The sequence below is a fragment of the Halochromatium sp. genome (assembly GCF_046541315.1).
Lineage (GTDB): Bacteria > Pseudomonadota > Gammaproteobacteria > Chromatiales > Chromatiaceae > Lamprobacter.
The window spans coordinates 1-18,656 of record NZ_JBKHDN010000033.1 but is presented as its reverse complement, the minus strand read 5'-3'; the positions used below and the strand labels follow the sequence as shown (position 1 = coordinate 18,656).

Here is an 18,656-nt window from a genome sequence, read left to right as displayed (position 1 = left end):
GCCACATTAGTGTCCGGGTAGCCGAACGCGACGGTCGGGGTTGAGGCATGGGACAGAAAGTACATCCAGTTGGTATTCGGCTCGGCATCGTCAAGGATTGGAATTCGACCTGGTACGCGAGTTCGAAGGATTATCCCGATCTGTTGAACAACGATCTTGAGGTCCGGGCGTTTCTGAAGAAGAAGCTCTCCAATGCCTCGGTGAGTCGTATCCAGATCAACCGGCCGGCACGGAATGCGCACATCACGATCCATACCGCGCGCCCCGGCGTCGTCATTGGTAAGAAGGGTGGCGATATCGACAAGCTGCGGGCCGAGGTCTCCGAACGGATGGGGATTCCGGTGCATATCAGCATCGAGGAGATCCGCAAGCCTGAACTCGATGCCCAGTTGGTCGCCGAGGGGATCGCCCAGCAGCTCGAGCGCCGCATCATGTTCCGCCGCGCGATGAAGCGCGCGGTTCAAGGCACCATCCGTGCCGGCGCCGGCGGCGTGCGGGTGAATATCGCCGGTCGTTTGAATGGCGCCGAGATCGCTCGCTCCGAGTGGTATCGCGAGGGTCGAGTGCCGCTGCATACATTGCGTGCCGACATCGACTATGGCTTCGCCGAAGCACAGACCACCTATGGCATCCTCGGTGTCAAGGTGTGGGTCTTCCGCGGCGAGATTCTTGGCGATTTCCCGGGCGCGGGCGTTAAAGACAAGACCGAGAAGAAGGGTTGAGCCATGCTGCAGCCAAAGCGTACGAAATTCCGAAAGCAGCACAAGGGGCGTAATCGCGGCCTGGCGCAGAGCGGCAGTCAGGTCTCGTTTGGCGAGTTCGGCCTCAAGGCGGTCGGTCGCGGTCGCCTGACGGCGAGACAGATCGAGGCCGCACGCCGCGCGATCACGCGTAAGGTCAAGCGCGGCGGCAAGCTCTGGATTCGCGTCTTCCCGGATAAGCCGGTGTCGAAGAAACCGCTCGAAGTGCGTATGGGTAAGGGCAAGGGCAACGTCGAGTATTGGGTGGCACTGATTCAACCCGGACGCATGCTCTATGAGATCGAGGGAATCCCCGAAGAGTTGGCGCGCGAGGCCTTTCAACTCGCCGCAGCCAAACTCCCGGTGCAGACCAGGTTCGAGAAGAGGACGGTGCTCTGATGAAGGCTCAAGAACTACGCACACTCGGTCAGGCCGAGCTGCAGAAGCGGCTGCTTGAGCTGCTCAAGGAGCAGTTCAACCTGCGCATGCAGCAGCGCACCGGTCAACTCTCGCGGCCGTCGCAGATGCAGGCGGTGCGGCGCGATATCTCTCGGGTGAAGACCCTAATGACGGAGCAAACCAAGGCCTCGGCGGGGACCGGTCAATGAGTGAGAAGACTGACAGCAATCGCGTGCTCACCGGGCAGGTGATCAGTAACGCGATGGACAAGACGATTACCGTCATCATTGAGCGCCGGGTGAAACATCCGTTGTACGGCAAATTCATGCGCCGTTCCACCAAAGTCCATGCGCATGATGACGCGAACGAATGCAATAAGGGCGATTGGGTGCGCGTCGAGCAGTGCCGGCCTTTATCGAAAACCAAGAGTTGGCGGTTGATCGAGGTCGTCGAGCGCGCGCGTTAGGCCACGGGCGATCTCCGCTCAGCAGTTGCAAAGGTAGGTCCATACAATGATTCAAATGCAAACCCGCCTCGGCGTCGCCGATAACAGCGGTGCGCGCTCGGTGCAGTGCATCAAGGTGCTTGGCGGATCGCACCGGCGTTACGCGGGGATCGGCGACGTGGTCAAGGTCACGGTGAAGGATGCGATCCCGCGTGGCAAGGTCAAGAAGGGTGACGTCTACAACGCGGTCGTGGTGCGCACGCGCAAGGGTGTGCGCCGTCCCGATGGCTCGCTGATCCGCTTCGATGGCAATGCGGCGGTGCTGCTGAACAATCAGTTGCAGCCCATCGGTACCCGTATCTTCGGGCCTGTGACGCGTGAATTGCGCGGCGAGCGCTTTATGAAGATTATCTCGCTCGCGCCCGAGGTCCTCTGAACTCGGCTTCCCGATGGCAGTGGATGACAGATTGCGAGCGATAGCAGAACGGTAGCAGGCAGGTTCAAGTCATGAACAAGATCAAGGTAGGCGATGACGTCATGGTCATCGCCGGCAAGGATAAGGGCAAACGCGGCACCGTGCTGAAGATGGATGGTGACCGCATCGTGGTGGAAAACGTCAATCTGGCGAAGAAGCACCAGAAGCCCAACCCGCAGAAGGGCGTTCCCGGCGGGATCGTCGATAAGGAGATGCCGTTGCATCGCTCGAATGTCGGCGTCTACAACCCTGCGCTCAGGCGTGCCGATCGGATTGGGTTCAAGACCCTCGAGGACGGTCGCAAGGTCCGTGTTTTCAAGTCCGACGGCGAAGTCGTGGACGTTGGGTAAGGCTATGTCTAGATTACAGACCATCTATCACGAGAAGTACGTCGGCGAGCTGCGCGAGCGCTTTGGCTATAAGAGCGTGATGCAGGTGCCAAGGCTCGCCAAGATCACCTTGAACATGGGTGTCGGCGAGGCCGTGACCGACAAGAAGGTGATGGATTTTGCCGTCGGCGATCTGACCAAGATTGCCGGCCAGAAGCCGATCGTGACCAAGGCGCGCAAGTCGGTCGCCGGGTTCAAGATCCGCGATGGCTGGCCAGTTGGCTGCAAGGTCACGCTGCGGCGCGAGCGCATGTACGAATTCCTTGATCGGCTGATCAATGTCGCGATTCCCCGCGTGCGGGATTTTCGCGGCCTCAGCCCCAAGGCGTTCGACGGTCGCGGCAACTATTCGCTCGGCGTGCGCGAGCAGATCATCTTCCCGGAGATCGACTACGATAAGATCGATGCCGTGCGCGGCCTGGATGTGGTGATTACCACCACGGCCCGCACCGATGAGGAAGGGCGCGCATTGCTCGAGGCCTTCCAGTTCCCGTTTCGTACCTAATAGTCGGAGGCAAGGTTGGCGAAAAAGAGCATGATCGCGCGCGACCGCAAGCGTGCACAGATAGCACAACGCTATGCAGAACGGCGCGCGCAACTAAAGACCGTCATCAATGATCGCAGCGCCGATCCGGATCAGGTCGAAGCGGCGGTGGTGGCCCTGCAAAAACTCCCGCGCGACGCGAGTCCGACGCGCTATCAGCGGCGTTGCCGAGTCAGTGGTCGGCCGCACGCGGTGTATCGCAAGTTTGGTCTCGGGCGCAATAAATTGCGCGAGGCGGTGATGCGCGGCGATGTGCCCGGCGTGGTCAAGGCGAGCTGGTAGACAGCGCTTGACTCGCTTCTTGAGAGTTTCTCTCAAGCCGAGCCACAACGATGTTGGAATGAATATCCGCCGAAGCCGCAGCGGCTGGCGGAGTCGATCGGAACCCCCGATCGCCCTGTGCGCCCAAGGCGCGCAGGACCGAGAAACCCTGAAGGGTATCGCGCTCTCATCGGCGGTCTGACCCTGGAGCCCATCAAATGAGTATGACCGATCCCATTGCGGATATGCTGACGCGCATCCGTAACGGCCAGGCGCGCGGCAAGATTACCATCTCGATGCCGCTGTCGAAGAAGAAGCAAGCGATCGCCGATCTCCTGCGCGATGAAGGCTACATTGCCGACGCCTCCGTCGAGAACGATGAACAGGGCCGCCCCCAGCTGGTCCTGAAGCTGAAGTATCACCGCGGCAAGCCGGTCATCGAGTACCTGAAGCGTGTGTCGCGCCCAGGATTGCGCATCTATCGGGGGAAGGATGAACTGCCTCGCGTCTGGGACGGCCTTGGCGTGGCCATCGTCTCGACGTCCCAGGGCTTGATGTCCGATCGCGCGGCGCGCCAGGCCGGGCACGGCGGCGAAATCCTGGCTTACGTGGCCTAAGGGAGGTTGTCATGTCCAGAATAGCAAAAGCACCCGTCAAGATTCCAAGCGGCGTCGATATCTCGATGTCCGGGCGCGATGTCACCGTCAAGGGGCCGAAGGGCTCGCTCTCATGGTCGGTGCATCCGTTCGTCGAGGTCGAAATCGATGGCGCCATCCTCACCACGCGTCCCGCGAATGACGAGGATGAACAGTGGGCGATGGTGGGCACCACGCGCGCACTGATCAATAACATGGTGCACGGCGTTAGCGCTGGCTTCGAGCGCAAGCTCAGCCTGGTCGGCGTCGGTTATCGCGCGCAGGCCAAGGGTAAGGTGCTGAACCTGGCGCTCGGTTATTCGCACCCGATCGACTTCCCGGTGCCGGAAGGCATCGAGATCGACACGCCGACGCCGACCGAGATCGTGGTGCGCGGCATCGACAAACAGCAGGTCGGTCAGGTCGCTGCGGTGATTCGCGGCTTCCGTCCGCCGGAACCATACAAGGGCAAGGGCGTTCGGTACGCGGATGAACAGGTCCTGCGTAAAGAAGCCAAGAAGAAATAGGTGATGCGGATGGATAAGAAACATGCGCGGCTGCGGCGCGCGACGCGCGCCCGGGCCAAGATTCGCGAACTCGGCGGCTATCGGCTCTGCGTGTATCGCACGCCGCGCCATATCTATGCCCAGGTCATCGGCGAGGGGGGGGATCGCGTGATCGCCTGCGCCTCGACGGTCGAGAAAGAACTCAAGGCCGCCTGCGAGGGCCACACCGGCAATATCAGCGCAGCGGTGAAGATCGGCCAGGCGATCGCCGATCGGGCGCGTTCGGCCGGGGTCGAGAAGGTCAGCTTTGACCGCTCCGGGTTCAAATATCACGGTCGCGTCAAGGCGCTCGCCGATTCCGCGCGCGAGCACGGGCTTCAGTTCTGAGGAGACGATGATGTCGAATTACAACCCCAAGCCCGACGGCGACGATCTGCTGGAGAAACTCATCTCGGTCAACCGTGTCGCGAAAGTCGTCAAGGGCGGTCGCGTGTTCGGTTTCGGCGCGCTCACCGTGGTCGGCGATGGCAAGGGCCGGGTCGGCTATGGCACCGGCAAGGCGCGTGAGGTCCCGGTCGCGATCCAGAAGGCGATGGAGAGCGCGCGCAAGAACATGGTCGATATCAAACTCAAGGGCACCACCCTGCAGTACCCGCTCAACGGCCGCCACGGCGCCGCGCATGTCTACATGCAGCCGGCCTCCGAGGGGACCGGCATCATCGCCGGCGGCGCGATGCGCGCGGTGTTCGAGGTGGTCGGGGTGCAGGATGTGCTGGCCAAGTGCATCGGCACCAATAACGCCATCAACGTGGTCCAGGCGACCATCAATGGCCTCTCCGGCATGGCCGATGCCGAGGCGGTCGCGGCCAAGCGCGGCAAGACCGTCGAAGAGATCCTAGGGTAGGAGCAAGACATGGCGGAGAACAGGCTGAAGGTACAGCTCGTGCGCAGCATGCACGGGCGCTTGAAGACGCACCAGGATTGTGTCCGCGGCCTCGGCTTGCGGCGCATGCACCAGATCGTCGAGGTGGAGGACACGCCGGCGACACGCGGCATGGTGAACAAGGTCCACTACATGGTCCGCGTTTTGGAGGACGGTTGAGATGCATCTGAATACTCTTACCCCCGATCGGGGCAGCCGGTCCGACGCCAAGCGTGTCGGTCGCGGCATCGGTAGCGGGCTTGGCAAGACCTGCGGGCGTGGCCACAAGGGACAGAAGTCACGTGCTGGCGGCTTCCATAAGACCGGCTTCGAGGGCGGTCAGATGCCGTTGCAGCGGCGCCTGCCCAAGGTCGGCTTCCGCTCGCGCAAGGCCTTGCGTAAAGACGAGATCCGTCTCGGCGAGCTGCACCGGCTCGAAGGCACCGAGGTCGACCTGGCGAGCCTGCGCGCTGCCGGACTGATTACCGGCGCCGTCTCGGCGGTCAAGCTCATCAAGTCCGGGGAGATCGATCGCGCCTATCGGGTCAAGGGCCTGCGGGTCAGTGCCGGCGCGCGTGCCGCGATCGAGGCGGCCGGCGGTTCGGTCAGCGATAGTTAAGCGATCGCTCAATCGACAGCTCAACCGATAGCTCAATAGGGGCGCGAAGATGGCGAAGAATACGGCATCGATGATGCAGTCGCTCGGTGGCATGGGGCGGCTGACCGAGTTGCGACAGCGGCTGCTGTTCGTGCTCGGCGCGCTGCTCGTCTACCGCATCGGCACCTTCATCCCGGTACCGGGGGTGAATCCGGAAACGCTGGCCGTGCTCTTCGATCAGAACCAGGGCTCGATCCTGGATATGTTCAACATGTTCTCGGGCGGGGCCTTGGAGCGGGCGAGCATCCTTGCGCTGGGGATCATGCCGTATATCTCGGCGAGCATCATCATGCAGCTGATGTCGGCGGTCATCCCGCAGCTCGAGCAGCTGAAGAAGGAGGGCGAGGCCGGCCGGCGCAAGATCACCCAGTACACGCGTTATGGCACCGTGGTCCTGGCCACCTTCCAGGCGGTCGGTATCTCGATCGCGCTGCAGGGGCAGACGGCGGGCGGTTCGGCGCTGGTGGTGCAGCAGGGCTTTGGCTTCGTCTTCACCGCCGCGGTGTCGTTGGTGACCGGCACCATGTTCCTGATGTGGCTCGGCGAGCAGATCACCGAGCGTGGCATCGGTAACGGCATCTCGCTGATCATTTTCGCCGGTATCGTCGCGGGCCTGCCGGCTGCCGTCGGCGGTACCCTGGAGCTGGTGCGCACCGGCGAGATGAACGCGCTCGCCGTGCTGGTGCTGTTCGCGCTGGCGCTGGCGGTGACCGCGTTCGTGGTCTTCGTCGAGCGCGGGCAGCGGCGGATCACCGTCAACTATGCGCGCCGCCAACAGGGCCGGCGCATGCTTGCGGCGCAGAGCACGCATCTGCCGCTGAAACTGAATATGGCGGGCGTGATTCCGCCCATCTTCGCTTCGAGCATCATCCTGTTCCCGGGCACGCTCGGGCAGTGGTTCGGCCAGTCCGAGAACATGCGCTGGCTCGCCGACCTCACCAGCAAGCTCTCGCCCGGCGAGCCGGTCTATGTGCTGTTCTACGCGACCGCGATCATCTTTTTCTGTTTCTTCTATACCGCCTTGGTTTTCAACGCCAAGGACACGGCCGACAACCTGAAGCGCTCCGGTGCCTTCATCCCGGGCATTCGCCCCGGCGAGCAGACCGCGCGCTACATCGACTCGGTGATGACGCGCCTCACCGCTGCCGGCGCGCTCTACATCACGGCGGTCTGCCTGTTGCCGGAGTTCCTGATCGTCGGCTGGAACGTGCCGTTCTACTTCGGCGGCACCTCGCTGTTGATCGTGGTGGTGGTGGTGATGGACTTCATGGCCCAGGTCCAGGCCCATCTGATGTCCCATCAGTACGAGGGTCTGATGAAGAAGGCCAATCTCAAGGCGCCCGGCGCCGGGCTCACGCGATAACCAGACTGTATGGCCGCGGCGCGGCGACCTGCTCGTCCCAGGCGAGCTAGCGAGGCCGCGACCCTCATCGAAAACGGAGACACCCATGAAGGTAAGAGCATCTGTCAAAAAGATCTGCCGCCACTGCAAGACCATCCGTCGCAATGGCACCATTCGCGTGATCTGTAAGGATCCGCGGCATAAACAGCGCCAGGGCTGAGCGGGACGCTTGCGTTGCGGCTTTCATTCGAAAGCGCACAGTGCTATACTGCCCTGTTTACACTTTTTCTTCCAAAAGAACCGAACGCTCAGGAGCGCAACGCGCATGGCTCGAATCGCCGGAGTCAATATTCCAGACCGAAAACACGCGGTCATTGCCTTGACATCGATCTACGGGATCGGGCGGACTCGGGCTGCCGCGATCTGCGAGGCCGCACAGATACCGACCACCGCGCCCATCCGCACCTTATCCGAGGAGGAGGTCGATCGCCTGCGCGCCGAGGTTGGCAAATACTCGGTCGAGGGCGATCTCCGGCGTGAGGTGTCGATGAATATCAAGCGCCTGATGGACCTCGGCTGTAACCGCGGCATCCGCCATCGGCGCGGCCTTCCGCTGCGCGGTCAGCGCACGCGCACCAATGCGCGCACGCGCAAGGGCCCGCGGCGCCCGGTTCGTCGTTAAAACCCGTTTTAGGGGCCTCTGACCGACTGGCGCGGGGACGCGCCGGCGGCCGAACGCCTTTTTCGCTCGGAGACAGATTACAGTGGCTAAGCAGCTGCGCACGCGCAAAAAAGTCAAGAAGCAGGTGGCGGACGGCGTGGCCCATATCCACGCCTCGTTCAACAACACCATCATCACGATCACCGATCGGCAGGGCAATGCCCTGACCTGGGCGACCTCCGGCGGCTCCGGTTTCCGCGGCTCGCGCAAGAGCACGCCGTTCGCGGCCCAGGTCGCCGCGACGCGCGCCGGCCAGGCGGCGAAGGAATTCGGCGTCGTCAACCTCGATGTCCATGTCAAGGGGCCGGGGCCGGGCCGCGAATCCGCCGTTCGCGCATTGAACAACGCGGGCTTCAAGGTCGCGAGCATCACCGACGTGACGCCGATCCCACACAATGGTTGCCGACCGCCGAAGAAGCGGCGCGTCTAACGGGGCAGAGAACATGGCAAGATACATTGGTCCCACCTGCAAGCTGGCACGTCGCGAGGGCGTCGATCTTGGCCTCAAGAGCAAGGCGCGCGCGCTCGAGACCAAGTGCAATCTCGAAAAGCAGCCGGGACAGGCCGCCGATCGGCGCCGCCGACTGTCCGATTACGGTCTCCAGCTGCGCGAGAAGCAGAAGGTCCGTCGCACCTATGGGGTGATGGAGAGGCAGTTCCGGAATTACTATGCCGAGGCCGCCCGCCGCAAGGGCGCGACCGGCGAGAACCTGCTGCAACTGCTCGAACGCCGCCTCGATAACGTGGTTTATCGTATGGGCTTCGGCGCCACTCGCGCCGAGGCACGGCAGCTGATCGGCCACAAGGGCGTGCTGGTCAACGGCAAGGTCGTCTCTATTCCATCCTATCAGGTCGCCGTCGAGGACGAGATCGAGGTTCGCGAAAAGGCCAAGAAGCAGGTGCGCGTGCAGAACGCGCTGGCCTTGGCCGAGGCGAACGGCTTCGCGGAATGGATCGAGGTCGACAGCAAGTCGGCGAAAGGGGTCTTCAAGCGCGTTCCGGATCGGGTCGATCTGCCGTCCGACATCAACGAGTCGCTGATCGTCGAGTTGTACTCCAAGTAACCCACCGCCGCCGAGGGAGTTTTTTATGTCAGACGTCGCAGGCGGCTTTCTCAAGCCGCGCATCGTCAAGGTCGATCCCGTCGCCGGCAGTCCGAACCGCGCCAAGGTCTCACTCGAGCCTTTCGAGCGTGGCTTCGGGCATACGCTCGGCAACGCGCTTCGGCGCATCCTGCTGTCCTCGATGGACGGCTTCGCCGTCACCGAGGTCGAGATCCAGGGCATCCTGCATGAGTACACCACGATCGAGGGCGTGCAGCAGGATGTCCTCGAGATCCTGCTCAACCTCAAGCAGCTTGCCATCCGCTTGCATGGGCGCGAGGAGGGCACCTTTACCCTCAGCAAAGTCGGGCCCGGTGCGGTCACCGCCGGCGATATCGCGATCGATCACACGGCCGAGATCGCCAATCCCGATCTGGTGATCGCGAACCTGACCGGCAAGACCGAGCTGAGCATGTCGCTGACCGTGCGCCGGGGACGCGGCTACGAGCCGGCGAGCGCGCGCGAGGTGAATGGCGCCGAGGAGCGCCCGATCGGCAAGCTTCCGCTCGATGCCACCTTCAGCCCGGTGCTGCGCGTGGCGGTCGATGTCGAGGCGGCGCGGGTCGAACAGCGGACCGATCTCGATCGTTTGGTCATCGATCTCGAAACCGACGGCACGCTCGATGCCAAGGAGGCGGTGCAGCGCGCGGCGACCATCCTGCGCGATCAGCTCGGCAGCTTCGTCGATCTCGACCAGACCGGGCCCACCGAGGGTCTCGAACATGAGGAGCGCCCGAGCGAGCCGGCCTATGATCCGATCCTGGTGCGGCCGGTCGACGAGCTGGAGCTGACGGTGCGCTCGGCGAATTGCCTCAAGGCCGAGAACATCTATCTGATCGGCGATCTGATCCAGCGCACCGAGGTCGAGTTGCTGAAGACGCCCAACCTGGGCAAGAAGTCGCTCACCGAAATCAAGGATGTCTTGGCCACCCGCGGCCTGTCGCTCGGCATGCGCCTGGAGAACTGGCCGCCCGAGAACATCGAAGAGTTGATGGTCAAGTAGCGAGCGGAACATTAGCGAGCGGAACAGAACAATGCGACACCTAAAAGCTGGAAGAAAACTGAACCGGAACAGCGCCCATCGCGAGGCGATGTTCCGTAACATGGCGGGCTCGCTGATCCGCCACGAGCTGATCAAGACGACGCTGCCGAAGGCGAAGGAACTGCGCCGCGTGGCCGAGCCCTTGATCACCTTGGCGAAGGACGATTCGGTCCATCATCGTCGCCTCGCCTTCGCGCGGCTGCGCGATAAGGAGGTCGTCGGCAAGCTCTTCAGCGAGCTGGGTCCACGCTATAGCGAGCGTCCCGGTGGCTACCTGCGTATCCTCAAGTGCGGTTTTCGGGCCGGCGACGCAGCGCCCATGGCCTATGTCGAGCTGGTCGATCGTCCCCTTGGCGTGGATGGCGACGATTGAGTTCGAGGGCGGCGAGATGCTTGGCGATGCGCGCGTCTTGTGCCGATGCGGCCGGGTTCGACCCGGCCGTTTGCGTTTTGAACCCGGCGATAGACGCCGTGGGCGCGGGACCGGCCCGGGCGATCGTCGTTCGTGAGTCCTGGTCATGCCTGAGCAATCGCCCGAGCAGCCGACGCGCATCGCCCTGCTGACCGACTTCGGCGCCGGGCCCTATGTCGGCCAGATGCGATTGCGTCTGAGCGCGTTGGCGCCTGCGGTGCCAGTGGTCGAACTGATCTCCGATCTACCGGCGTGCCGTCCGGATCTGGCCGCCTATCTGCTGCCCGGACTGGCCCGTGGCATGCCAGCGCAGACGCTCTACACCTGTGTCGTCGATCCGGGCGTGGGCACCGAGCGCGCGCTGATCATCGCCCAATGCGGCGAGTCCGGCTGGTGGCTGGCGCCGGATAACGGGTTGCTGATGCCGCTGTTGCGCGCGCATCCGCAGGCGCGGCTGTTTCGACTGCGCTGGCGCCCGGACCGGCTGTCGGCGACCTTCCATGGCCGCGATCTGTTCGTGCCCGCAGCGGCGCGGCTGGTCGCCGGCGAGTGGCTGGAGGCCGACCCCGTCGAGGCGCGCCAACTGGTCGGTGCCGACTGGTCCGCCGAGTGCGCCCGCATCTGCTATGTGGATGCCTTTGGCAATCTGATGACCGGGCTGTCGGCGGATCGCCTTGCGCCCGCGGCCGAGGTGCGGGCCGGCACCGGCTGGCTGAAATCGGCGCGGACCTTTGCCGATGTCGCGGTCGGCGAGGCCTTTTGGTACCGCAACGCCTTCGATCTGATCGAGTTGGCCGTGAATCAGGGGCGGGCCGATCGCGACCTGGGCCTTGGGCTCGGCGATCCGATCTCCAGTCGGCCGCCGCCGGCGGTGCCTTGAAATCCGTCTCGCGCCCATACTCTCGATCGACCATCAGCCGTCCCTGGTCTGCTTGCCGAGGCCGGCTCGACACGGGCTCTTCAACCATCCTGATTGCGCGGAGACGCTGAAGCCTTTTGTACCCACCTATCGATCCCTTCGCCACGGAGCGCCTCGCGGTCGGCCAAGGTCACGAGCTTCATCTCGAACAGTGCGGCAATCCCGCCGGCATCCCGGCGGTGTTCCTGCATGGTGGACCAGGGGCGGGTTGCGGCCCCTCGCATCGACGCTTCTTCGATCCCAAGCGCTACCGGATCATCCTCTTCGATCAACGCGGCTGCGGGCATTCGACGCCGCACGCGAGCCTGGAGCACAACAGCACCTGGGATCTGGTCGCCGACCTGGAACGCATCCGCGCGCATCTCGGCATCGAGCGCTGGCTGGTGTTCGGTGGCTCCTGGGGTTCGACGCTGGCCCTGGCCTATGCCGAGACCCATCCCGAGCGGGTCAGCGCCCTGGTACTGCGCGGTATCTTCCTGTGCCGTGCCGAGGAGATCGCCTGGTTCTACCAACAGGGCGCGAACTGGATCTTCCCGGATCATTGGCAGGATTTCCTCGCTCCGATCCCCGCGCACGAGCAGCACGATCTCCTCGATGCCTATCATCGCCGCCTGACCGCAGACGACCCGGCAACCCGGCTGACCGCGGCCAAGGCCTGGTCGATCTGGGAAGGGCGCTGCGCGACCCTACTGCCCGACAAGAGCATCCGCAGTACCTTCAGCGACGAGCGGCTGGCCTTGAGTCTGGCGCGGATCGAATGCCATTATTTCGTCAACCAGGCCTTCCTGCGTCCGCGGCAGTTACTCGCCGAGGCCTGGCGCTTGCGCGAGATTCCGGGCGTCATCGTGCAGGGTCGCTATGATCTGATCTGTCCGTTGCGCTCGGCCTGGGAGCTGGCGGCGGCCTGGCCGAACGCCGCGCTCGAGATCATCGATGACGCCGGCCATGCCGCGTTCGAGCCCGGCATCGTCCGGGCCTTGGTGGCCGCGACCGATCGCTTGGCCGCAGAAGTCCAGTGACCGCGCCGCGATCCAATCCAGAGGGGTGGCGATGATCGGCTTGTTGCAACGGGTCAGCGCGGCTCAGGTGCATGTCGACGGGGAACCGGTCGGCGCCATCGAGACCGGCCTGCTGGTGCTGGTCGGGGTGCAACCGGGCGACGACGAGGCGCGCGCGCAGCGCCTGCTGGAACGCCTGCTCGGCTATCGGGTCTTTCCCGATCGAAGCGGGCGCATGAACCGCAGTCTGGTCGACATCGGTGGCGGACTGTTGTTGGTGCCGCAATTCACCCTCGCCGCCGATACCAAGAAGGGCACCCGCGCCAGCTTCGCCAGCGCGGCCGCGCCCGAGACCGGGAAGCGCCTGTTCGACCTGCTGCTCGCGCGCGCCCACGAGCGCCATGCGCCAGTCGCCAGCGGTCGCTTCGGCGCCGAGATGCAGGTGAGCCTGACCAACGAAGGCCCGGTGACCTTCTGGCTCGAGACCTGAGCCCTGAGCCCTGTCGATGACAGCCCACATGCTCCGGATTGTCGGTCTCCGCGAGTCAGCGCGAATGGCGATATACTGTGCGGCTAGCTTGCGCGCACCCACCGCTGATCGAGACCGCTGAATGGATGGACACCCATGACCGCCACTGAGACCTCCGCCCATCGTTCCGCCGAGATCGAGCGCAAGACCCTCGAGACCCAGGTCCGCGTCAGGCTCGACCTCGACGGCAGCGGGCGCGCGCGCTTGGACACCGGCGTGCCCTTTCTCGAACACATGCTCGATCAGATCGCCCGCCATGGTCTGATCGATCTCGAGGTGCATGCCACCGGCGACCTGCACATCGATGCCCATCACACGGTCGAGGATGTCGGCATCACGCTCGGTCAGGCGCTGGCGGCGGCCCTCGGCGACAAGGCCGGCATCCGCCGCTACGGCCATGCCTATGTGCCCCTGGACGAGGCCCTGTCGCGGGTCGTGATCGATCTCTCCGGGCGACCGATGCTGACCTATGAGGTGCCCTATACCCGCGCCCTGATCGGCGGCTTCGATGTCGATCTGCTGCGCGAGTTCTTCCAGGGCCTGGTCAACCATGCGGCGATGACCCTGCAGATCGACAATCTGCGCGGCCTCAACGCGCACCATCAGGCCGAGACCCTGTTCAAGGCGTTTGGTCGCGCCTTGCGCATGGCGGTGGAACCCGATCCGCGCATGACCGGCATCACCCCGTCGACCAAGGGCCGCCTTTGACCACCGAACAGCGAGCGCGCAGATCGCGCCCGGCGCCCAGGCGCGCTTGTTCGTGCCCCATCACCATTCACCTCACTCGCCCGCTGGAGGGCCCGCGATGCTGCTGATTCCCGCAATCGACCTCAAGGACGGCCGTTGTGTGCGCCTGCGCCAGGGGCGGATGGAGGACGAGACCGTGTTCGCCGATGATCCGGTCGAGGTTGCCGGACGTTGGGTCGCGGCCGGCGCCAAGCGGCTGCATCTGGTCGACCTCAACGGCGCCTTTGCCGGCGAGCCGGTCAATGGCGATGCGATCCGCGCCATCGCCGCTGCCTTTCCCGATCTGCCGATCCAGGTCGGCGGCGGCATCCGCGATGAACGCACCATCGGTGCCTACCTTGAGGCCGGGGTGCACTGGTGCATCATCGGCACCCAGGCGGTGAAAGAGCCGGCGCTGGTCGCCCGCGCTTGCGCCGCCTTTCCGGGACGGATCATCGTCGGGCTCGATGCCAAGGACGGGCGGGTGGCGATCAATGGCTGGGCCGAGGTCACCGAGCATCGCGTCAAAGCCCTGTCGCGGCGCTTCGAACACGATGGCGTCGAGGCCATCGTCTACACCGACATCGGCCGCGATGGCATGCTCACCGGCCCCAATATCGAGGCCACCCGCGCCCTCGCCGACGCCATCCGTATCCCAGTCATCGCCTCTGGCGGCATCACCCATCTCGATGATCTGCGGGCCTTGGCAGCGGTCGCCGAGCCGGGCATCATCGGCGCCATCACCGGGCGCGCGATCTATGAAGGCACGCTGGATTTCGCCGAGGGACAGCGCGTGGCGACGGGCGCCGCCAAGGCCTGAGGCCTCTGCTTCGGCGTCCGCTTGGATCACCAGCTGTCGATCACAGATCACGGGAGTTGAGTCACGTGTCCGATGTCCTGAATCGACTCTCCGAGGTGTTGGAAGCGCGCAAGGGCGCCGATCCCAGCACCTCCTATGTCGCCAAGCTCTACGACAAGGGCCTCGACGCGATCCTCAAGAAGATCGGCGAGGAGGCGACCGAAACCGTGATGGCGGCCAAGGACGGCGATCCGGACAAACTGGTCTACGAACTCGCCGACCTCTGGTTCCATTCGCTGGTGTTGATGGCCGATCAGGGGCTGCATCCGGATGCCGTGCTCGCCGAACTCGATCGGCGTTTCGGGCTCTCAGGGCTCACCGAGAAGGCCGCGCGCCCGGATTAGGTTCGCGCTCGGCCCTGCGGCCGGCATCTCGATGCACGACGCCATGAGCATGCGGTATAGTCACGGGTTATCGCTTGCGGAACCGCGCGCGCGCGGCGGCTGCCTGATGGTAGGTCGAACGCACATATTTTCGCTCACCCGCTACGGGTGACATCAAGGTCTGTCCCGGAGGTTTCCATGGGCGTCGGTGGAATTGGTATTTGGCAACTGTTGATCATCCTCTTGATCGTCGTGCTGCTGTTCGGCACCAAGCGATTGAAGAGCATCGGCTCGGACCTCGGCAACGCGGTCAAAGGCTTCCGCTCGGCGATGTCGGACGCGGATAAAACGACCGACGAAGACGCCGAGGACCCGAAGCGGCTCGACGCGGCCAAGTCCGAGCAGGCATCCGGGTCCAACGGCGCGCCGGCCGATGCGGCCAGGGCTCAACCGGCGGACAAGACCAAGGTCTGAGATGCGCGGCGCGCGGACCAAACCCAAGCCAGCACATGCTTGACGACATAAACCCTGTCTATCAATGGCTTCCCGATTCCCGCGCCAGTGTCCGGCAATCATCGGGAAGGCGAAACTGCACAGTCACTTAGGAGCAGGGCGGAGCAGATGTTCGATATAGGCGCATTGGAACTGCTGGTCGTCGGCGTGGTCGCGCTGATTGTCGTCGGGCCCGAGCGACTGCCGAGATTGGCGCGCACCGCCGGGCTGTGGATCGGCCGCGCGCGGCGTGCCTTCTCCGCGGTCAAGGAAGAGATCGAGCGCGAGATCAAGGCCGATGAGCTAAAAGAGATCCTGCGCAAACAGGCCAACAGCAATCCGCTGGAAACCATCCTCGAAGAGGGCCGGGCCTCCCGCTCGACCGCAACGCCATCGGCCTCCTCCCGCGCCGAAGGTCCCAAGGATGGTTCATGAGTCACCGCGGATGACAGCGCCCCCCCCGCAAGAGACCCCGCAGCGGCAGAGCGCATCCGTGCCGGGCAACGCGTCCGATGCGACGCCCGACGGTTTGGGTGGCGAGCAGCCATTCATCTCGCATCTGGTCGAGTTGCGCGATCGCCTGCTGCGGATGGTGATTGCCATCCTGCTGGTGTTCCTGGTCCTGTTTCCGTTCGCGAACGATCTCTACACGTTCGTGGCCGAGCCGATCCGCGCGCAGTTGCCGGTCGGCTCGCAGATGATCGCCACCCAGGTCGCATCGCCTTTCCTGACCCCGTTCAAGCTGGCCTTGGTGGTCGCGGTCTTCGTCGCCATGCCTTACTTGCTCTATCAGTTCTGGGGCTTCGTCGCGCCGGGGCTGTACACGCATGAGAAGCGCTTGGCGCTGCCGCTGGTCGCATCCAGCATCGTGCTGTTCTATCTCGGGATGCTGTTCGCGTACTACGCGGTGTTTCCGCTCGTGTTCGGCTTCTTCTCGGCGGTAACGCCCGAGGGCGTCGCGCAGATGCCCGATATCGAGTTCTATCTCGCGTTCGTGCTGAAGCTGTTCTTCGCCTTCGGCGTCGCCTTCGAGATCCCGATCGCGACCATCCTGCTGGTGGCGATCGGCGCGACCACGCCGGCAGCGCTGAAGCAAAAGCGTCCCTATGTGATCGTCGGCGTCTTCGTCGCCGGCATGTTGCTGACGCCCCCGGATGTGATCAGCCAGACCCTGTTGGCACTGCCGATGTGGCTGCTGTTCGAGGCCGGTATCTTCTTCTCGCGCTTTGTGCAACGCCGGCTCGACGACGGTGACGATGACGCAGTCGAGGGGCCCGACGACGATGGGCCGAATGGCCCGGCATCCCCGGCCTCGGCGGCCCGGTCGGCCACGCAGTCATCGCCGTCCGACCGCTCGCCTGCAGGCGCCTCGCCGGCCCTGATCGGCAGTGAGATCGATGACAGCGCTCGCGACGAGCCTGGCCGCTATCGGCCGATGACCGATGAAGAGATGGAAGCCGAACTCGACGCCATCGAGGCCGAGGAACTCGCGGCCTTGGCGCCCGCGCCGGCGGCATCTGCCACCGATACCAATACCGAGGCCGATGATTCGGCCCAAGTCGAGCTGATCGAGACCCTGATCCGCAAGGCGAACCAGCTTCGGGCAGCGGGTGAGATCGCCCATGCCAAGCAACTGCTCTATCGGGTGCTCGAGGAAGGCAACGCCGACCAGCGCGCGGTTGCTCGCCATATCCTCGTCGATTTGGACCGGTGATCGACTCGCCCGCCGATCAAGAGCCGCCTTCCGCGCCCCGCTCGCGGCGTCGCGAAACGTCGCGAGCGGCCAGTGCGGCAACCGGGCGCGGCGGTCACAATCGTCTCAAGCAATTACGCGCCTTCTGCCATGCGGCCCGGGTCGGCAGCGTCAGCGGAGCCGCAGAACTGGTCTCGCTGAGTCAGCCCACCGTCTCGTTGCAGATTCAATCGCTTGAGCGCGAGCTAGACACGATCCTCTTCGAGCGGCGCGGGCCGAAGATCCAGCTCACCCCCGAGGGCGCGCTGCTGTTCGAGCTGGCGCAGCCGCTGGTGCAGGGCGTCGACGGGCTGCAAGAGACCTTCGCGGCGCAGTGCGGGCGGCTCGATCGCGGGCGGCTCGATATCGCTGCCGGCGAGTCGACCATCCTCTACATCCTGCCCGAGCCGATCCAGCGCTTCGCCGATCAGTATCCGGGGATCGAACTCCAGCTGCACAACGTGACCGGCCGCGATGGCCTGGCGATGGTGCGCGCCGACGAGGTCGATCTCGCCGTGGGCTCGATGCTCGAGGTGCCGGACGATATCCGCTACATCCCGATCGTGACCTACCGGCCGGTACTGATCGCGCCCTTGGGGCATCCGCTGGCGGAGAAGCCCGAGGTCTCGTTACGGGATATCGCCGAGCATGGGCTGATCCTGCCGCCGCGGCATCTGAGCACCTGGCGACTCGTCGACCTGGTATTCCGGCAGCAGGGACTGAGCTATCAGGTACGACTCGAGGCCGGCGGCTGGGAGGTGATCAAGAAATATGTCGCGCTTGGATTGGGCATCTCGATCGTCACCGAGGTCTGCCTCACCGGCGAGGAGCCGCTCGCGCGCCGGCCGTTGGAGACCTACTTTCCGGCGCGCAGCTACGGGCTGGTGCTCAGGCGCGGCAAGTTCATGTCCGCCAGCAGCAAGCGCTTCCAAGCGCTGATGACCGAGCTGTTCTTGACCGGCAACGAGCGTCCCGGCCAGCCGCCGGCTGCCGGCGACGACTCGTTCGAGGACGGTCTGCTCGGTTGATCTCCCAAGCGGTTAAGCGCGCCGCAGCGGCGAGCGCGCGCCGCTGTCTTTGCATTCGAGCCCGGTCGGTCAGCGACCTTGGGCCCCTGTTTCGGGACCACGGAAACACATGAGCATTAAATCCGACCGCTGGATTCGCCGCATGGCGAGCCAGCAGGGCATGATCGAACCCTATGTTCCCGGCCAGGTCCGGGAGGCGGAAGGCGGCGGCCGCGTCATCTCTTACGGCACCTCGAGCTACGGTTACGATATCCGTTGCGCCGACGAGTTCAAGATCTTCACCAACATCAACTCGGCCGTGGTCGACCCGAAGAACTTCGACTCCTCGAGCTTCGTCAACCTCAAATCCGACGTCTGCATTATCCCGCCGAATTCCTTCGCGCTCGCGCGCACGGTCGAATACTTCCGCATTCCGCGCAATGTGCTGACGATTTGCCTTGGCAAGAGCACCTACGC

Annotated in this window: 32 protein-coding genes; all 32 read left to right on the top strand. The window is 64.3% G+C overall.

The genetic code is table 11. The features are described 5' to 3' along the window. Positions 1 to 47: 47 nt before the first annotated feature. A complete protein-coding gene (gene rpsC / locus ACLFQI_RS04130) occupies positions 48 to 722 on the top strand; it encodes a 30S ribosomal protein S3 (RefSeq protein WP_410757601.1) in 675 nt (224 codons plus the stop codon). Positions 723 to 725: 3 nt separating this feature from the next. Continuing rightward, the gene (gene rplP / locus ACLFQI_RS04125; RefSeq protein WP_410757599.1) at positions 726 to 1,139 is read left to right on the top strand and encodes a 50S ribosomal protein L16; all 414 of its coding nucleotides are present in this window, start codon (positions 726 to 728) and stop codon (positions 1,137 to 1,139) included. Beyond that, positions 1,139 to 1,348, top strand: a complete 210-nt coding sequence (gene rpmC, locus ACLFQI_RS04120) for a 50S ribosomal protein L29 (RefSeq protein WP_410757598.1) — start codon at positions 1,139 to 1,141, stop codon at positions 1,346 to 1,348. The genes rplP and rpmC overlap by 1 nt, the downstream gene beginning before the upstream one ends. After that, the gene (rpsQ, locus tag ACLFQI_RS04115) at positions 1,345 to 1,605 is read left to right on the top strand and encodes a 30S ribosomal protein S17 (RefSeq protein ID WP_410757596.1); all 261 of its coding nucleotides are present in this window, start codon (positions 1,345 to 1,347) and stop codon (positions 1,603 to 1,605) included. The genes rpmC and rpsQ overlap by 4 nt, the downstream gene beginning before the upstream one ends. A 46-nt stretch (positions 1,606 to 1,651) precedes the next feature. Beyond that, the gene (gene rplN / locus ACLFQI_RS04110) at positions 1,652 to 2,020 is read left to right on the top strand and encodes a 50S ribosomal protein L14 (RefSeq protein WP_410757595.1); all 369 of its coding nucleotides are present in this window, start codon (positions 1,652 to 1,654) and stop codon (positions 2,018 to 2,020) included. Positions 2,021 to 2,091: 71 nt separating this feature from the next. Beyond that, positions 2,092 to 2,409 carry a 50S ribosomal protein L24 gene (gene rplX / locus ACLFQI_RS04105; RefSeq protein WP_410757593.1) on the top strand — a complete coding sequence of 106 codons (318 nt, stop codon included), beginning with the start codon at positions 2,092 to 2,094 and terminating at the stop codon, positions 2,407 to 2,409. 4 nt (positions 2,410 to 2,413) lie between these two features. Beyond that, positions 2,414 to 2,953 (top strand): 50S ribosomal protein L5, encoded by a 540-nt coding sequence (rplE, locus tag ACLFQI_RS04100; protein WP_410757592.1) that lies wholly within the window; start codon positions 2,414 to 2,416, stop codon positions 2,951 to 2,953. A gap of 15 nt (positions 2,954 to 2,968) precedes the next feature. Continuing rightward, positions 2,969 to 3,274: a 30S ribosomal protein S14 gene (gene rpsN / locus ACLFQI_RS04095; RefSeq protein ID WP_410757590.1), complete on the top strand. Its 306-nt coding sequence runs from the start codon at positions 2,969 to 2,971 to the stop codon at positions 3,272 to 3,274. Positions 3,275 to 3,471: 197 nt separating this feature from the next. Next, complete coding sequence (rpsH, locus tag ACLFQI_RS04090) at positions 3,472 to 3,870, top strand: 30S ribosomal protein S8 (RefSeq protein ID WP_410757589.1); 399 nt, start codon at positions 3,472 to 3,474, stop codon at positions 3,868 to 3,870. Positions 3,871 to 3,881: 11 nt separating this feature from the next. Continuing rightward, positions 3,882 to 4,415, top strand: coding sequence for a 50S ribosomal protein L6 (rplF, locus tag ACLFQI_RS04085; RefSeq protein WP_410757588.1), 534 nt, complete (start codon positions 3,882 to 3,884; stop codon positions 4,413 to 4,415). A 9-nt stretch (positions 4,416 to 4,424) separates the two neighbouring features. Then, positions 4,425 to 4,781, top strand: coding sequence for a 50S ribosomal protein L18 (rplR, locus tag ACLFQI_RS04080; RefSeq protein WP_410757586.1), 357 nt, complete (start codon positions 4,425 to 4,427; stop codon positions 4,779 to 4,781). A gap of 10 nt (positions 4,782 to 4,791) precedes the next feature. After that, positions 4,792 to 5,298 (top strand): 30S ribosomal protein S5, encoded by a 507-nt coding sequence (gene rpsE / locus ACLFQI_RS04075; protein ID WP_410757585.1) that lies wholly within the window; start codon positions 4,792 to 4,794, stop codon positions 5,296 to 5,298. 9 nt (positions 5,299 to 5,307) lie between these two features. After that, positions 5,308 to 5,496, top strand: a complete 189-nt coding sequence (rpmD, locus tag ACLFQI_RS04070) for a 50S ribosomal protein L30 (protein WP_410757584.1) — start codon at positions 5,308 to 5,310, stop codon at positions 5,494 to 5,496. Between the two features lies 1 nt (position 5,497). Further along, a complete protein-coding gene (gene rplO / locus ACLFQI_RS04065) occupies positions 5,498 to 5,935 on the top strand; it encodes a 50S ribosomal protein L15 (protein ID WP_410757582.1) in 438 nt (145 codons plus the stop codon). Positions 5,936 to 5,984: 49 nt separating this feature from the next. Continuing rightward, complete coding sequence (secY, locus tag ACLFQI_RS04060; RefSeq protein ID WP_410757580.1) at positions 5,985 to 7,337, top strand: preprotein translocase subunit SecY; 1,353 nt, start codon at positions 5,985 to 5,987, stop codon at positions 7,335 to 7,337. Positions 7,338 to 7,422: 85 nt separating this feature from the next. Then, complete coding sequence (gene rpmJ / locus ACLFQI_RS04055; RefSeq protein WP_200344028.1) at positions 7,423 to 7,536, top strand: 50S ribosomal protein L36; 114 nt, start codon at positions 7,423 to 7,425, stop codon at positions 7,534 to 7,536. A gap of 105 nt (positions 7,537 to 7,641) precedes the next feature. Beyond that, positions 7,642 to 7,998 (top strand): 30S ribosomal protein S13, encoded by a 357-nt coding sequence (gene rpsM, locus ACLFQI_RS04050; RefSeq protein ID WP_410757578.1) that lies wholly within the window; start codon positions 7,642 to 7,644, stop codon positions 7,996 to 7,998. An 82-nt stretch (positions 7,999 to 8,080) separates the two neighbouring features. Next, positions 8,081 to 8,467: a 30S ribosomal protein S11 gene (rpsK, locus tag ACLFQI_RS04045; RefSeq protein WP_200240865.1), complete on the top strand. Its 387-nt coding sequence runs from the start codon at positions 8,081 to 8,083 to the stop codon at positions 8,465 to 8,467. A 13-nt stretch (positions 8,468 to 8,480) separates the two neighbouring features. Then, on the top strand, positions 8,481 to 9,101 hold the full coding sequence (gene rpsD / locus ACLFQI_RS04040; protein WP_410757577.1) for a 30S ribosomal protein S4: 621 nt from the start codon (positions 8,481 to 8,483) through the stop codon (positions 9,099 to 9,101). 25 nt (positions 9,102 to 9,126) lie between these two features. Beyond that, positions 9,127 to 10,143: a DNA-directed RNA polymerase subunit alpha gene (locus tag ACLFQI_RS04035; protein WP_410757576.1), complete on the top strand. Its 1,017-nt coding sequence runs from the start codon at positions 9,127 to 9,129 to the stop codon at positions 10,141 to 10,143. Between the two features lie 31 nt (positions 10,144 to 10,174). Continuing rightward, positions 10,175 to 10,555 carry a 50S ribosomal protein L17 gene (gene rplQ, locus ACLFQI_RS04030; RefSeq protein ID WP_410757575.1) on the top strand — a complete coding sequence of 127 codons (381 nt, stop codon included), beginning with the start codon at positions 10,175 to 10,177 and terminating at the stop codon, positions 10,553 to 10,555. 145 nt (positions 10,556 to 10,700) lie between these two features. Beyond that, a complete protein-coding gene (locus ACLFQI_RS04025) occupies positions 10,701 to 11,474 on the top strand; it encodes an S-adenosyl-l-methionine hydroxide adenosyltransferase family protein (RefSeq protein WP_410757574.1) in 774 nt (257 codons plus the stop codon). 116 nt (positions 11,475 to 11,590) lie between these two features. After that, positions 11,591 to 12,532: a prolyl aminopeptidase gene (gene pip, locus ACLFQI_RS04020; protein ID WP_410757573.1), complete on the top strand. Its 942-nt coding sequence runs from the start codon at positions 11,591 to 11,593 to the stop codon at positions 12,530 to 12,532. A gap of 31 nt (positions 12,533 to 12,563) precedes the next feature. Further along, complete coding sequence (gene dtd, locus ACLFQI_RS04015) at positions 12,564 to 13,001, top strand: D-aminoacyl-tRNA deacylase (protein ID WP_410757572.1); 438 nt, start codon at positions 12,564 to 12,566, stop codon at positions 12,999 to 13,001. 135 nt (positions 13,002 to 13,136) lie between these two features. Continuing rightward, the gene (gene hisB, locus ACLFQI_RS04010; protein ID WP_410757571.1) at positions 13,137 to 13,748 is read left to right on the top strand and encodes an imidazoleglycerol-phosphate dehydratase HisB; all 612 of its coding nucleotides are present in this window, start codon (positions 13,137 to 13,139) and stop codon (positions 13,746 to 13,748) included. Between the two features lie 97 nt (positions 13,749 to 13,845). Further along, entirely contained in the window at positions 13,846 to 14,586 is a 741-nt protein-coding gene (hisA, locus tag ACLFQI_RS04005; protein ID WP_410757570.1) for a 1-(5-phosphoribosyl)-5-[(5-phosphoribosylamino)methylideneamino]imidazole-4-carboxamide isomerase, read from the top strand. A 65-nt stretch (positions 14,587 to 14,651) separates the two neighbouring features. Further along, positions 14,652 to 14,969, top strand: coding sequence for a phosphoribosyl-ATP diphosphatase (locus tag ACLFQI_RS04000; RefSeq protein ID WP_410757602.1), 318 nt, complete (start codon positions 14,652 to 14,654; stop codon positions 14,967 to 14,969). Positions 14,970 to 15,146: 177 nt separating this feature from the next. Beyond that, entirely contained in the window at positions 15,147 to 15,422 is a 276-nt protein-coding gene (gene tatA / locus ACLFQI_RS03995; RefSeq protein WP_410757569.1) for a twin-arginine translocase TatA/TatE family subunit, read from the top strand. A gap of 87 nt (positions 15,423 to 15,509) precedes the next feature. Further along, positions 15,510 to 15,875, top strand: coding sequence for a Sec-independent protein translocase protein TatB (gene tatB / locus ACLFQI_RS03990; protein WP_410757568.1), 366 nt, complete (start codon positions 15,510 to 15,512; stop codon positions 15,873 to 15,875). Between the two features lie 10 nt (positions 15,876 to 15,885). Further along, complete coding sequence (tatC, locus tag ACLFQI_RS03985) at positions 15,886 to 17,154, top strand: twin-arginine translocase subunit TatC (RefSeq protein WP_410757567.1); 1,269 nt, start codon at positions 15,886 to 15,888, stop codon at positions 17,152 to 17,154. Beyond that, positions 17,151 to 18,200: a LysR family transcriptional regulator gene (locus ACLFQI_RS03980; RefSeq protein ID WP_410757566.1), complete on the top strand. Its 1,050-nt coding sequence runs from the start codon at positions 17,151 to 17,153 to the stop codon at positions 18,198 to 18,200. The genes tatC and ACLFQI_RS03980 overlap by 4 nt, the downstream gene beginning before the upstream one ends. A gap of 109 nt (positions 18,201 to 18,309) precedes the next feature. Next, a partial coding sequence (locus ACLFQI_RS03975) for a dCTP deaminase domain-containing protein (RefSeq protein WP_410757565.1) occupies positions 18,310 to 18,656 on the top strand: 347 nt, incomplete at its 3' end.